The organism is Caulobacter sp. 17J65-9, from assembly GCF_010975005.1.
Taxonomy (GTDB): domain Bacteria; phylum Pseudomonadota; class Alphaproteobacteria; order Caulobacterales; family Caulobacteraceae; genus 17J80-11.
This window is the reverse complement of record NZ_JAAIVC010000001.1, coordinates 18544-31564: the sequence shown is the minus strand read 5'-3', so window position 1 is coordinate 31564 and position 13021 is coordinate 18544. Positions and strand designations below refer to the sequence as shown.

General features: G+C 67.8%; 10 protein-coding genes. All 10 read right to left on the bottom strand.

The features are described from left to right. Window positions 1-46: 46 nt before the first annotated feature. The 10 genes from G3573_RS00155 to G3573_RS00110 all read right to left on the bottom strand — a co-directional run bounded on the left by G3573_RS00155 (window position 47) and on the right by G3573_RS00110 (window position 13021). Complete coding sequence (locus G3573_RS00155; protein WP_163258816.1) at window positions 47-982, bottom strand: DUF2493 domain-containing protein; 936 nt, start codon at window positions 980-982, stop codon at window positions 47-49. Window positions 983-2187: 1205 nt separating this feature from the next. Continuing rightward, window positions 2188-2955, bottom strand: a complete 768-nt coding sequence (gene radC / locus G3573_RS00150; RefSeq protein WP_163258815.1) for a DNA repair protein RadC — start codon at window positions 2953-2955, stop codon at window positions 2188-2190. An 84-nt stretch (window positions 2956-3039) separates the two neighbouring features. Further along, window positions 3040-3360 (bottom strand): hypothetical protein, encoded by a 321-nt coding sequence (locus G3573_RS00145; RefSeq protein WP_163258814.1) that lies wholly within the window; start codon window positions 3358-3360, stop codon window positions 3040-3042. A gap of 126 nt (window positions 3361-3486) precedes the next feature. Next, complete coding sequence (locus G3573_RS00140) at window positions 3487-4125, bottom strand: SOS response-associated peptidase (RefSeq protein WP_163258813.1); 639 nt, start codon at window positions 4123-4125, stop codon at window positions 3487-3489. 138 nt (window positions 4126-4263) lie between these two features. Then, window positions 4264-4515, bottom strand: coding sequence for a hypothetical protein (locus G3573_RS00135; protein ID WP_163258812.1), 252 nt, complete (start codon window positions 4513-4515; stop codon window positions 4264-4266). Window positions 4516-4632: 117 nt separating this feature from the next. After that, window positions 4633-8898, bottom strand: coding sequence for a bifunctional class I SAM-dependent methyltransferase/DEAD/DEAH box helicase (locus G3573_RS00130; RefSeq protein ID WP_163258811.1), 4266 nt, complete (start codon window positions 8896-8898; stop codon window positions 4633-4635). A gap of 166 nt (window positions 8899-9064) precedes the next feature. Next, window positions 9065-9292, bottom strand: coding sequence for a hypothetical protein (locus G3573_RS00125; protein ID WP_163258810.1), 228 nt, complete (start codon window positions 9290-9292; stop codon window positions 9065-9067). Window positions 9293-9368: 76 nt separating this feature from the next. Beyond that, window positions 9369-11444 (bottom strand): ParB N-terminal domain-containing protein, encoded by a 2076-nt coding sequence (locus G3573_RS00120; RefSeq protein ID WP_163258809.1) that lies wholly within the window; start codon window positions 11442-11444, stop codon window positions 9369-9371. Window positions 11445-11522: 78 nt separating this feature from the next. Further along, on the bottom strand, window positions 11523-12446 hold the full coding sequence (locus G3573_RS00115; RefSeq protein ID WP_163258808.1) for a toprim domain-containing protein: 924 nt from the start codon (window positions 12444-12446) through the stop codon (window positions 11523-11525). A 41-nt stretch (window positions 12447-12487) separates the two neighbouring features. Then, window positions 12488-13021, bottom strand: coding sequence for a hypothetical protein (locus tag G3573_RS00110; RefSeq protein ID WP_163258807.1), 534 nt, complete (start codon window positions 13019-13021; stop codon window positions 12488-12490).

The window sequence follows — 13021 nt, the reverse complement described above, 5'->3', positions numbered from 1 at the left end:
GTGACCCGGACGGGGCGTGGCGCCGCGGCGGAGCGGATGAAGATGATCACGCCGCCTTGGACGTGATCCGGACATGGCGGATGCCCTTTTCGGCCGCCTTCTGGCCGAGGTTCAGGGACGGACCGAACGGAGAGGTGTGCGAACCGCGCTCGGCGTTGAGGGTGTCATCGAGGGTCAGGCACAAGACCGGGTCCAGCTCGAGCATCTGGTCGTTGGCACGGAACGGAGCCGAGCGGGCGTACCTGTCGAAGTCGGCTTTGGCGAGAACCAGGCGCACGCCCTTTTGCTGCGCCCACTTGATGGCGACCTTTTCAGCGCCAGGGGCGCCGGTCGTCGCCAGCGTCATGTCCGGGAACCGCTCGTGAGCCCAGTTCAGGGCGTCGAAAATCCGGGCGGCGTCGGCTTGAGTGTCGGCTTTCGGCGAGCCGCGGAACGCCACTACGGCCACGCCCGGATCCGCGACTGCGTGCTTGCGGGCCTTCGAAGCGCGGATCGCATCCCGGGCCTCGATGAGGGCTCCGGTCACGCGGTTGGGCTTCACGCTGCCCTTCCAGGGCGTCCAGACCTCGCCGGTGGCCGTGGTGTAGGCGGCGGCCGCCGTGTTGCGGATCTGCTCCAGCGCCATCACCGCGACGTCGGCGGCGTGCGCCCTGCGCGTGAGGTCCTGCAGCTCCTGATCGGCGATCTCGGTGCCGTCGAAGTCCCGATGCGCCTGGCTCAGCTCTGCCCGGGCACGATCAGCCTCCCGCTCGACGCGCGTCGCCGCGGAGTGGAAGGCGCCGATCACGGCTTCGCAGACGGTAGCCATGTAGTCTTCCAGGGCTGTCTCGCTGAGCAGGTCGACCACCTCGGTCATCACCGCCGCGCCCAGGTGCCCGAGCGCGTCTTCAGTCGGGTGCGGACGGTGATCACCGACAGCGGCAGCGATCGCTTCGAAGGAGGTCTGGCGGTCATGAAGGCCGGGTAGTGAGGCGGTTTGCATCGAAGTGGTTCCTGTCTGAGGGGTCCGAGCCGAAGCTCTGAGACCGCCTCGCGCCGCCGGACCGGGCGGGCCTCGCAAGGGCTTTGAGCGAAGCGCCCCTTGCGAGGGACGATCGCCGGTGGCGAGGTCGATTAGAGCAAGGCCTTTGGCCGCCAACAGGAACGGCGAACCGCCCTCCCACCGGGATGCCCTGCCCTGACCGCCGTGCCTGACCGCGTCGCGCTCGTTCGTCGACTGAACCGATCACCCCTCCACCCGACCGCGCCGACCTGCACGGCGATGACCGACCGACACGACGAGACGCGCGGAAGACTGCGGCCACGCTACGGCTCGCCGGCGCACTCGCGCACCCCGCGGCCGATACGGCGGCGCGCCAGGACAAATGCCTGCGTGCGCGACCGTGCGTCAGGAACAAAGGGGGGGGGTGACTACATCCACGCCCCTCCATTCGTTCCCGTTCCGATCCGCATGCGGCTGGAACGAATGTAGTCCGCCCGACTCGCTGGACGCCCCACAGAAGTTCACCGGGAGCAAACCCCAGAGAGGGGCGCCGCCGGCATACGCGCACCGTTGTGCGGGTGGAGCATGTCGCCTGGAGCGCCTTGGGCGCCTCGCTTACCCACACTGTCGTGGGCGGCGGCCGTCTCCCGCGGCGTCCTGGTCCCCGCTTGGGCGCTGTGACTGCGCAGGGACGCCCTCCCGCCTACGCTGCCGGGAGGGCGTCCTTGCGGAAAATTACGCCAGTGGAGTCGCTTGGAGGCGAGTCTCCGTCCCGTAGAATTGCCGGCGAGATCAGGCACTATCGTCCGGTGCATCCGCGAAGAGTGATCGCTGATGCTCCCTGCGTCATGGGGCCGCCCGCATCTAGCCTCCCCGGCGTGCGGGCGGCTTGTGACGACGGCCGGGCAGCCTAGGGCTTGCGCGCGTCTATCTATCCCGCTGAACATCGTTGTCGGCCAATCCGACCGGGAGGGTGGCATGTGCGAGCGGTTTACCAGGGACACAGGTCCTGCGAATCGCCCGCAAGTACACAACTCTTAAGTTGCGAAAGCGTCAGTCTAAAGTTGCGACGACAGAAGCTGCCCGTTGCCGCTGAAACAGCACGATGTGGTCGGCAGGATGGCTGTCGAGGCGGCCTGCTTGAACTCGCTGCAACCCAGCGCGGCGACCTTGGCGGCCCACGTCGGTTCCAGGTCAGTCGCCCATCAGATCAGGCCAAGCGACTTCATGCTGACGACGGTCTCGCCGGCGACGATAAAGTGGTCGTGCACGGGAATGCCAAAGACCTTCAGGCAGTCGATGATCTGCTTGGTGATCTGAACGTCGGCGTTCGACGGACTCGTGCTCTCGCTCGGGTGATTGTGGCAAAGCACGCAGGAGGCCGCTGACGTCTCCAGGGCGCGGCGGGCGACCTCCCGAGGGTAAACAGGCGCATGATCGACCGTGCCCTCGCCGATCGCCTCGTCGGCGATCAGGCGGTTGCGCTTATCGAGCCAAAGGACCCTCACGGATTCTCGCGGGCGACTGGCCATGGTGAAGCGCAAATAGGCGATGACAGCCGTGGTCGAGCTCAGGACCTCGCGCGCCCGAAGGGGGATCTCGAGAGACCGACGGGTCAGGTCGAACAGGAGGCGCAGGTCGAGCGCGAGTTCACGTTCGACGACCATCGAGAGGGCCGCGACGTCGGCCGCCAGAACCGCATGCAGGTCGCCGAACCGCGCTACAAGGGCGGCCGCGTATGCCGAAGCGCCTCGCGGCGTCGCGCGAGCGATGTAGAGCTCGAGGACTTCGGTGTCCGTCAGGGTCTCGATCCCGCGGTCGAAAGCGCGGTCGCGGAGACGGGCCGACGATGAAGCGAGACTGGAGGACGCATCAAAGCCGCGGCCGGCGAAGGCGTCCTCCACCCCTGTCGGCGAGCAGGCGAACAGGTCGGTGATGTCGGGCTGAACGCGCGATGCGGTCGCGGTCCTCATGAGGCGCTCCTGGGAGGTTCCGACGCCTGATCGGCACGGGCTTTCCCCCGGCTCAGGCTCGCCCTCCGGTCCCTCCCCTTGCCTTTAGGCCGAGCGCTGCACGCGCGGCGGCACACCAGGCGGCCAATCGGCCGCAAGCTTCATCGCCAGCGCTCGTGGATGGGGAACCGCCCAGAAATCGACGATCCCCGGGCAATAGAGCCGCCTGCACGGCGCAGTCCGATTCCATAACGAGAAGTCCTCGCCCTTGAGCAGGATGAGGATGTCGAGGTTGACCACCATCTCGAGCATGCAAGTCCGGCAACGCGACGTCAGCCGCCAACCGTTCGCGCGCATTTCGCCCAGCGTCTCACTCTGCCTACGCCACTGGATGGCCGGGATGCGGTCGGGGTTCGTCGAGCCCATAGCCGCGGGACTCTTAGGCCGGCCGTTTGCTAGCGCAAGCGAAACGTTCCGGCTTTGTTCTCATGTCGCCGCTAGTTGAACGTCATCGAGCGCCGGCGCGTAAGAGGCGCCCGGGCGGTCGGCGTCCTAGGCGGCCTGTCTGACCTCAAAGCGCTCAGCGCGGCCCGGGGCGAGCAGCCCCATCGGGTCGGCCTCGGGATCGAGCCAAGTCGACCACTCGCCGGGCTCCAGCACGATCGGCGCCCGGTCGTGATAGGTCGTCAGGTGCCCCGTCGAGTCGTGGGTAAGCAGGGTGAAGCTGGTCACGACGCCTGCGTCGGACGTCGTGCACTCGTCCCAGATCCCAGCGAACATCAGGAACTGGCCGTCGATGCGGCCGAAGTGCCACTTGGTCTTCGCTCCCTTGTCGCCGGTCCACTCGTACCAACCCGACGCGGGCACGAGACAGCGCCGTCGGGCGAAAGCCCCCCGAAAGACAGGCTTCTTGGCGGCTTCCTCAGCGCGCGCGTTGAAGGTGGTGAGATTGAAGCCGTCCTTCGCGCCAGGGCCGCTGTTCTTCAGCGGCTTGCCGCCATGCCAGAACGGCACGAGACCCCAGCGCATCTGGTCGAGGGCGAAGCCTTCCCCCTCGCGGCGAGCCACCCATTGCTGGGTGGTCGGCCGAATGTCCGGCGCGGGCTCGAGGTTCTGCGGCGCCGGACGGATGATGTTCAGCGCATCGTGCAGGGTCGACCAGGGAATGTCGCGAGAGAAGCGGCCGCACATTGTTCAGCGCACCGGAGTTACGAGACGAGCTTCCTAAGCTTATCCGCGTTTTCGGTCCGCCTTGGAACAAGGAAAGAGCCGCCGACTTCCGTCGGCGGCCAGAGGAGTGCCCGACCCGATGCAACAGCGCAGGGCGACCTAAAGGAGATCGACCGGAGCCTCCGGGTCCGGATCGGAAATGGTCATCAGCTGTGCGCCCGCGGACGCGAAGAAGACCATCATTACGGTCGCGAAAACCGGCGCGAAGCTGTCCACAAAAACACCGACGTTGGCGGCGGCGACCAAGGCGGTGATGGCCGCACAGGCGGCGATCCGCCTTACGTCCACCGGTTCGGCACGGCGGAGCGGACGAGTACTGGCGGTGACGGCGTGGGCGGGTTCATGACGCATGTTGAGAGGTCCCCCTGGCCTGGGCAGCGACCGTCGCTCTCCCTCGTTCTGGCCGCCCCCTTGCGTCCTCCCTTCCCCTCCCCACGCCGGACAGGCCGGCGCGGGTTGGGGCCAGGGTCAGGCGGCGGCGCGTTCCGAGTGGAAGTCGACCACGGGCCAGTGCTCGAGCACCTTGGTGAACACGACGGGCTGATCGGTCGGCATGAACATGCGCGGGGTGTGCGCGATGATCTCCGTGAAGCAGCCCATGACGTGCAAGCCGGGGCGCTCGTGGTAGCTGACATTCACCAGCTCGAGGCGATAGCGGTCCATGACGCGGACGCGGCGGACCCACTTGTCGCCGGCGAGCTGCAGGCTGACGTCACCGTCGAGCACTCGGGCCATCGTCTTCGGAGCGTCCGACGCCGCCTTGGCCGCGGTCGTGAGCCCCAAAGCGATGCGCAGCTGGTCGGCAGCGCGGTCGTCGAGGACCCGCCCGAGCCAGCGGCGACCGTCCGGCGAAGTGATGCGTCGGACGTAGGTCTGGCTCCTGGGCAGTTTCGTCCAGAGCGGGAGAAGCAGACCAGTGATCAGGGTGATCTGACGGGTGTGGTACTTGTCGGTCGTCGCGACCTCCGCATCCCACGTCGCCAGCCAAGGCGCCTCGTCCACGACCTCCCACGCGCTTTCCGCGTAGACGCTCGCCGGCGAGTTGGAGGTCTTGGTCGGCCGGATGATCCGGACTGACTCGACCAGGCGGTCGTTGTCGTCCGTCATGGTCAGGCCTTTCGCGACTACGGCCGCCCCGCCGGACCGCTTGTTTACGACCAGCTCGATCGCATTCGGGTCGAGGCCCTTGCGCACGTCGGACGACTGGCGGATTTCCCGCTCGGTCTTGATGTCGAACGCCACCAAGCGGGTTTCGGCGCCCGTCACGGCGTCGGTGCGGATCACCTCCTCGGAGACCAGCTGGATCTCGTCGGCGACGATGTCCTCAACGCCACGGTCGAGCGAACCCGACGCCGCAGCGCGCTCCAGAATTGAGTTCAGGATGGTCGTGAAATCACGGAACACGACGTTCTGGTCCGCAATGCGCAGGGCGAGCACGCGGTTCAGGAAGGTGTTCATCGGGGGAAGGTCTTCGGCCTTCTTCAGCGAGCCCTCGGCCGTCAGGAGCGTGAGACCGGTCTTGGTCTCGAACTCCTCGCGCGTCATGCACTCCACGCTGCCCCAGACGAGGTTGGCGTAGAACACCTGCAGCGCCTGGCGCGCCCAGGGGCTTTCGAGGTTGTCCTCGGCCCGGAAGAGGCCGTTGCCGGCGCTGCGACGGTCTCCGCGCGTCAGGGCGCCCATCGCGTCAAGACGGCGCGAGATGGTCGACAGGAAGCGCTTCTCGCCCTGGATGTTGGTTGTGACCGGCTGGAACAGCGGCGCTGACGCCTGATTGGTGCGGTGCGTGCGGCCCAGGCCCTGGATCGCGTTATCAGCCCTCCAGCCCGGTTCGATGAGCAGGTGCACACGCCGCTGCTGGTTCGCCGCGGCGAGGTCCGCGTGGTAGCTGCGGCCGGTGCCGCCGGCGTCCGAGAAGATGAGGACGCGCTTGCGGCCGGACATGAAGGCGTCCGACTCCGCCTTGTTGGCGCTGGAGCCGCGACGTTCGACAACGCGGCGGCCGTCGCGATTGACGACGCGGCGCGAGCGGCCGGTGACTTCGGCCACCTGGTCGGCGCCGAGGGCGTCGATGACGCCGTCGAGCACGCCAGGGACGGCGGGCAGGCATGCGAGACGGACGAGGAGTTCGTCGCGGAGACGCAGGGCCTCCTGAGACAGGACCGGCACGCCGTCCTGCATTACCGGTTCGAGGCGCTTGTTGCCGTCGTCGTCCTCGATCTCCCTCATCAGGTTCACCGGGAACGCGCCCTTCAGGTAGTCGAGGACGTATTCCTTCGGCGTCAGGTCGACGGCGAGGTTGTTCCACTCTTCTGGCGGGACCTCAGCCAGGCGGCGCTCCATCACCGCTTCGTTCGTCGAAACGATCTGCAGCACCGCCGACTGGCCGTCGGCAAGGACCTGGCGCACGCGCTGTATGATCGTGGGCGTCTTCATGCCGGCGAGGAGGTGGCCGAAGAAGCGGATCTTCGCGCCCTCGAAGACGGACAGCACGGCCGATTTGGCGGCCCCGCTGGAGCGGCCGCCCTCGTCGCTTTCGATCCCGACGTGCTCGAGCGCCTCGCGCAGGTTGGCGTGAATGACCTGGAAGGCGTCAGCCCACGCATCCCACACGGCGATGTTCTCGTCGGTGAGATCGTGGTGCAGAGCCTCGTACTCGACGCCGTCGCAGGACAGGCTGCGCGCGATGTAGAGCCCCATCGCCTTCAGTTCGCGGGCGATGAGCTCCATGACGGCGACGCCGCCGGCATCGACGGCTTCCAGGAATTGCTCCCGGTTCTCAAAGGGGGCCTCGGGGCCGCCCCACAGGCCGAGCCGGGCGGCGTAAGCCAGGTTCTCCGGCGTCGTGGCGCCGGTGGCCGACACGTAGAGGACGCGAGCGTTGGGAAGCAGGTTCTGCAGGGCGAGAACGGCCATGCCCTGCTGCGACGCGGCCTTCTTGCCGCGATTGCCGGCGCCCCCGGCGGCGTTCGCCGCCGCGTGGGCCTCGTCGAAGATGATTACGCCATCGAAGTTTGCGCCCAGCCATTCGACGATCTGCGCCAGACGCGAAGCCTTCGCCCCGCGTGCCGGCTGACGCAGGGTGGCGTAAGTGGTGAACAAGATGCCGCGATCCATGCGGATCTTCTCGCCCTGCTTCCACGCACTCTGGGGCGTGACGTCGGTCGCCGTGCCGCCGATCGCACACCAGTCGCGACGCGCGTCTTCCAGAAGGGTGTCGTTTTTCGAAACCCAGACCGCGCGAAGGCGTCCGTTGGCCATGCTCTCGGCGGCCGTAGAAGCGGCCTGACGCCCCTTACCGCAACCGGTGCCGTCGCCCAGGAAGAAACCACGGCGGAACTGCACGGCGCCCTCGGCGCCTTCCTTGACCAGGCTGACGCTGAAGGGGTTCTCTTCGTCGACCTTCCACCAGCCCGGCAGCATCGCGGAGTGCGCTTCGCCGGCATAGATGATGGTCTCCATCTGGGCGTCCGAAATCAGACCGTCGCGGATGAGGCGTTCCGGCAGGGTCGGCCGATAGGTCGGCGCCGGTAGCGGTACGCTGGCCATCGGCCCGGACTCTACGAGCGGCGACGGGTGCGGGTTTTCCTTTGCGAGGGCGACCCGCCCGACGCTGTAGGATTGGAAGATACCCACCTGACGGCCCTCGCCGGTCCAGTCCCTGATGCCGTACTCGAGTCGAGCCGTGGTGGAGAGGAGCGCGAGCCGGTTCGACGGCGTGGCCAGTTCCCGGGCCTTCGGCGTCAGGAGCGCAACGTTCGAGACGGTCTGGAACGCGCGCGGCTGCACGTTGGAGCGGGCGGGCAGAGTGGAGATGGCCTCCGCGACCTCGGCCAGGCTGGAGCATTCGCGGACGGAGCCGGTCCACTCGGTCGGCTCGACCCGTCGATCGACGACCAGCAGGCCGGAATCGACGCCCGTGCCGTGCTTGTAGAAGGCATTGTCGGGGAAACGGACCGCCGCGATCACTTCGCCGATCCGCGACAGCCCTTTGATGATCGAGACGTCTTCAAGCGCGCGGGCAGGGACGATCGCGGACATGCGGCCGCCGATCGCGAGGCAGCGCAGGGTGGCTTTAAGATGCGCGTCGAGCACCTGGAACGGCGGGTTGGTCACCGCGGCGTGGAACGAGCCGGACGACGGCAGGAGATCCGGGAGCAAGGCGCCGTCGTGGCGCGTGCGGGCCGCGTCGGCGAATAGGCCGTCGAGGATCGACGCGCGATGTTCGGAGATCTCGTTCAATTCGAGCTTCGCGCCGCACGTCTGCGCGACGATGGCGAGAAGGCCGGTACCGGCGGACGGCTCGAGCACGAGGTCGCCCGGGCGGACCTGGGCGGCCGCCACGGCGAGGGCCGCGAGCGCCGGCGGCGTGGAGAACTGGTCGAGCGCGACCTGTTCTTCGCTGCGGCGGGTGTGGGTGGGGGTGAGATTCGAGAGAGCTTGCAGGAGGGCCGCGATCTGGGCCGGAGCGTCTTCGACCCGCCCAATCTGCGGGGCTAGGCGGCGCATCTGCAGGACGAGCGCGGCTTCAGCGGCGTCGTAGGCGTCGCGCCAGTTCCAGGCGCCTTCGGCGTCCGTGGCGCCGAAGCAGGTCGTCATGATGTTGGAGACGAGCTTTCGGTCCAGCGTGCGGGAGCGCGCCAGGTGGGGGACCATCGCGCGGGCGGCGGCGAGGACGTTCTGAGCCTTCTCGGTCTTGGTGGCGGTCGCGAACAGCGGCAGGGCGGCGTTCATCAGGGATGCTCCGAGAGCCTGGGCCGGAGGGCGCATCCCTCCCGTCACCGCAGGCTCGCGAAGCGGCGCCCTCTCCTTTCCCTTTATTGGGCGGTCGCCAGCGCCGCGGCTTCAGCGGCCATGCGCAGGGCGAAACCCAGGGGGGCAGCCAGGGTGGACACCCACGTCAACCGAACCAGTAGGCGCGCATCCGCTCCGCGTTCAGGGTGACGTAGGACTGACCCTTCGCTGGGCGCCGCGCGTCCGGCCACGCCCAACGGGCCAGAGGTCGGCAGTGCTTGCGGTCCTGATAGGCTTCGACATCAAAGCGGTCTGGGACGTTGTTGCTGGCCGGAACGCGCTTCAGATAGATGCGCCGCAGCGCGAAGGGCCGCGCCAGGTTGGCGACGGTCATGGGGCGGAGCCTCCAGACTTGAAATTTGGGCGTACCGACGAGGAGCCGGCCGAGGCGCGAGCCCCGGCCGGAAAGGTCAGGCCGCCTCAAGCGGACGCAGGTCGGCCCGTTCGGCGGCAGGCAGGGCGTACGTCGTGACATCGTCGTTGGCGGCGTCGTCCACTCCGTCGCCTGCGAACGCGGCCGAGCAAGAACCTTCGCCGACGTCGTCGTCTGCGTGCCGGTCGCCAGCGTCGGTCACGTTCAGGTTGGGCATGGCCCAGCCCAGCGCATCGGGCGCCCACACTTTTTCGGCCGCGCGTTCGGCGACAAAGCTGACGAGCTCGTCCTTCTTCAGCGAAGCCGCTTCGGCCGCGTCGACGTCCATCTGCGCTAGCAGGGCGAGCAGCTGTTTCTTGCTGTGTCCCTTCAGGAACTCCGCCGTCGGGGTCCAGTAGGCGGTGATATCGTAGCTGGTCAGCTCGGCGAGCTCGGCGGCCTGGACGCGGGCCGAGCGGCGAATGCTGGTGTTCCGGGCCTCACGTACGTTGAGGGTCATTGCGACCAGTTCGGCCAACAGAACCATCTTCTCGCCGTGCGCCAGGCTGTCGACCCACATGAGCGGGCGCAGGCCCGACGCCAGGAACGTCTCGCGGTGTGCGTCCAGACGGCCGCGGACATCCGCGTCGAGGCCCGGGACCGGACCCACGCCGTTGCGGCTGTAGCGTTCGGAGCGGATTGTCGAGGCCGAGTTGTCGCCGCTGTACGAGCTGCCGCCGTGCAGCGCGTTCTGGGAAAACAGCTGCGCCACCAGGAAGGTCAGGGCCGTGGTCGGGTCGTCGGCCAGCGCGCGGATCAGGCCGCGCGTGGCGTAGTCCGTGTAGGTCTCGTGCAGCGAGTGCGAGTTGTCGCCGGTGTCGACCTCGAACCGCGGCGTGTCGACGTCAGGCTTGGAAACCTCGTATCGCGAGGAGGTCGAGCTGGTCGACGACGCGGAATCCACCGCCGGCGCGACGTACGGCCTGGTCCAGTATTCGGCCGAGAACCCGATGCCGCGTTCCGGCGAGAGGGTCACGGCGGCGAATTCCCGCCCGGGGTACTCGGCGCGCTTCACGTCGAGCTTGGCGAGGATCGCAGCGACGAACAGCGGATCGGCGTCTGCCGACGCCGGATGGAAGCCCTCGGCTTCGAACGCTGACTTGGCGGCTTCATAGGCCTTGTCGAGCGGCGCGAGCGCCTGCTTGCGCTCGTCGCTCAGGTAATAGCGATAGGTGTAGGGCGGGCGTTCGAAGCCTTCCGGTACACCATTCGGGCTGACGAAGACCTCCAGGCCAGCGTCTTTCAGCGCCTGCACGATGCCCGCGACACGCTCACGCCACAGCCCGTCCAGCTTGTCGCCGTCCAGAAGGACCGCCGGCAGCTCGCCGAACAGGTCGGTTTCCAGACGGCCGCCGGCCTCGGCGTAGCGGTCCAGGCCGATCAGGACCAGGCGCTCGTCCGCGGCGTCGACCTTGTCGCCGCTGACAGCGTTCTGCAGGGTCGTGTTCCACCAGTGGTCGCCGTCCAGAACCGACTGGGCGATTTCGGCCTGACGCTCCTGGCTCTGGAGGCGGGCGAACGAGCGGGCGTGGCCGAGATTGATCTTCCCAGCCCGCAGGACCTCGACAACGAGCGGATGAACGCCGGCCAGCTTGGCCAGTCGCTTGATCTCGATTTCGTCGTAGCCCAGGGCGTCGGCGATCTGTTGAGTCGAGAACTTCGCCTTGCGCATCTTGCCGATGGCGGCGATCGCGTCGGCGACGTGGATTCCCACACGCTGGGTGTTGGTCAGGAACAGGGCGGCCTGCTGGCGTGCCAGGTCGGTCTCGACCTCGATCTTCACTATGAGGTCCTCGGTCGCACGGCCCTCCGCGATCAGGTGCGCGATCGCCAGATAGCGGCGACGGCCCTCCAGGATCATGAAGTCGGCTTCTTTCTTGCGGCCGGGGCGAACGATCAGCGGCACGATGATGCCAGCGGCTTCGACGGTGTTGGCCAGCTGCGGAATGGCGGCGTCGGCGGGCTCGCCGAAACGCATGTTCTCAGGCGCGACCGCCAGGCTCTTGAAGGGGACGAACCGGATGTCGGCGGTCTGCTGCTGCGCGGTGGCGACGGCCTCGTTCGGGGTGGTCATGGGGAAGGTTCTCCTGCGCGCGCCGGGCCCATCCCGACGCCCAGCGCGCCCCTCCCCGCCCTCCCTTCTCCTTTCAGTTCAGCTCGTGTGGTTCAGGCTTGGCCGTCTAGGACGGTCGCAAGCAGCCTCGTTGAAATCGCCATAGCCGTTCGCAGGGAGTTCGATGCGGGCCTTTAGACCTCCAGCTCGCAGTCGGTGCCGGAGGAGCCGCGCGGAGGCCTCGCCGTCGCGGCCACGGTCGCCGGCGATGACAACGTCTGCAACGTTTTGCGGAGCCGTCCACCGACGCAAGTTCCCGGCCGACATCAGCGCCCAGCCCGGACGCCGTAAAAGTTCAGTCGCCGACAGCGTCGTGAAGAACCCCTCGCCGACGCACATGCATGGACAGGCAGCGTCGATCCTCACCGCGGAGCCGGGCCGCACGACGCCGACCATCTTGCGCGAGATCTTCAGTCGATTTGTCCGCGTGCCGTCGGGGTCGAGGTAGGTGATCTCGACAGCGGTGAAGTCGCCGCACGCGTCGCGGATGCCGACCAGGAGCGCCGGCATGGTTTGCTGGGATGAGCCGTACGCCGAGATGGGGGTCTGGGCGGCGTAGCGGAGGACGTCCGAGCCCGGAAGGGAGCGCGCGATGCCGCGAACCCGACAGTGCTGCTCGCCGGGCGTGCCGACGATCGGATAGCCGAGACTCCAGATCCGGCGAGCCGCATCGATCCGCTCGATTTTGGAGGAGGTCACTGGGCCGACCGGCGACTTGAATCCCGCGGGGCCCGAACTGGGCGTGTTGGTGGCGTCGATCAGCCGCCGAGCGCGAAGGTCGTCGAGAACGTCCCTCCAGTCGGCGCCGCCGAAGGTGTGCACGACGACCCTGTTTTGCTCGTTGAGCAACAGTGAGACGGACCGGTCGTGGCGGCTGTGGCCGGGCGCCGGAATGTTGGCGCGCCGGCCACGGTCGTAGAGCTCCCCGCCGAGCGCAGCGACGATGGGGGTCAGGGACGACATCGGCTTCTCCAGACACAAACCTTGGCGGTCATGGCTGAGCCTCAGTGCATCGTCGGCCGGAGGGCGTTCGCCGCATTCAGGACGCGAAGCTCGACCGCGGCCCTGGCGCGGGAGACATCTCGGCCATGATGGGCGGCGTGCAGAACCTCGCTCTGGATGGCCAGGTCGATCGCCTCGGATAGGACCGCGTCCTGGTCGCAGTTGAGGTCGGTCGCCGCTGCGGCCAGACGCTGGGCGGCGGCTGCGGCCAGGCCGACTGGGCCTGCGGCGCCGTGGTTGCGGACAATCCGGTTCATGCGCGCGGCGCGATCTTCAAAAACCTTGCGGTGGCGGAGGTCACCCCAGAGCGCCAGCGGCAAGGCGATGCTGACGGCCGCGCGCCAGCGCGGATCTTTGGCGATCGAGGAGTCGACCTTCTTAGCCTCGGGATCGAAAGCGACCTGGTTACAGGTCTTCAGAAGGACATCACCCGCAAAGCACAGCGCGGTGGCCCGACCCAGCCCTCGGACGAAGGAGCTACGGGCGCGCTTTCCGAACAGGTTCGGCAGGGTGGGCTCGGTGAGAGCGGCTTGCAT

Coding starts and splice junctions, on each gene's coding strand:
- G3573_RS00155 (WP_163258816.1), bottom strand. CDS start 982: ATGCAAACCGCCTCACTACCCGGCCTTCATGACCGCCAGACCTCCTTC.
- radC (WP_163258815.1), bottom strand. CDS start 2,955: ATGAGGACCGCGACCGCATCGCGCGTTCAGCCCGACATCACCGACCTG.
- G3573_RS00145 (WP_163258814.1), bottom strand. CDS start 3,360: ATGGGCTCGACGAACCCCGACCGCATCCCGGCCATCCAGTGGCGTAGG.
- G3573_RS00140 (WP_163258813.1), bottom strand. CDS start 4,125: ATGTGCGGCCGCTTCTCTCGCGACATTCCCTGGTCGACCCTGCACGAT.
- G3573_RS00135 (WP_163258812.1), bottom strand. CDS start 4,515: ATGCGTCATGAACCCGCCCACGCCGTCACCGCCAGTACTCGTCCGCTC.
- G3573_RS00130 (WP_163258811.1), bottom strand. CDS start 8,898: ATGAACGCCGCCCTGCCGCTGTTCGCGACCGCCACCAAGACCGAGAAG.
- G3573_RS00125 (WP_163258810.1), bottom strand. CDS start 9,292: ATGACCGTCGCCAACCTGGCGCGGCCCTTCGCGCTGCGGCGCATCTAT.
- G3573_RS00120 (WP_163258809.1), bottom strand. CDS start 11,444: ATGACCACCCCGAACGAGGCCGTCGCCACCGCGCAGCAGCAGACCGCC.
- G3573_RS00115 (WP_163258808.1), bottom strand. CDS start 12,446: ATGTCGTCCCTGACCCCCATCGTCGCTGCGCTCGGCGGGGAGCTCTAC.
- G3573_RS00110 (WP_163258807.1), bottom strand. CDS start 13,021: ATGCAAGCCGCTCTCACCGAGCCCACCCTGCCGAACCTGTTCGGAAAG.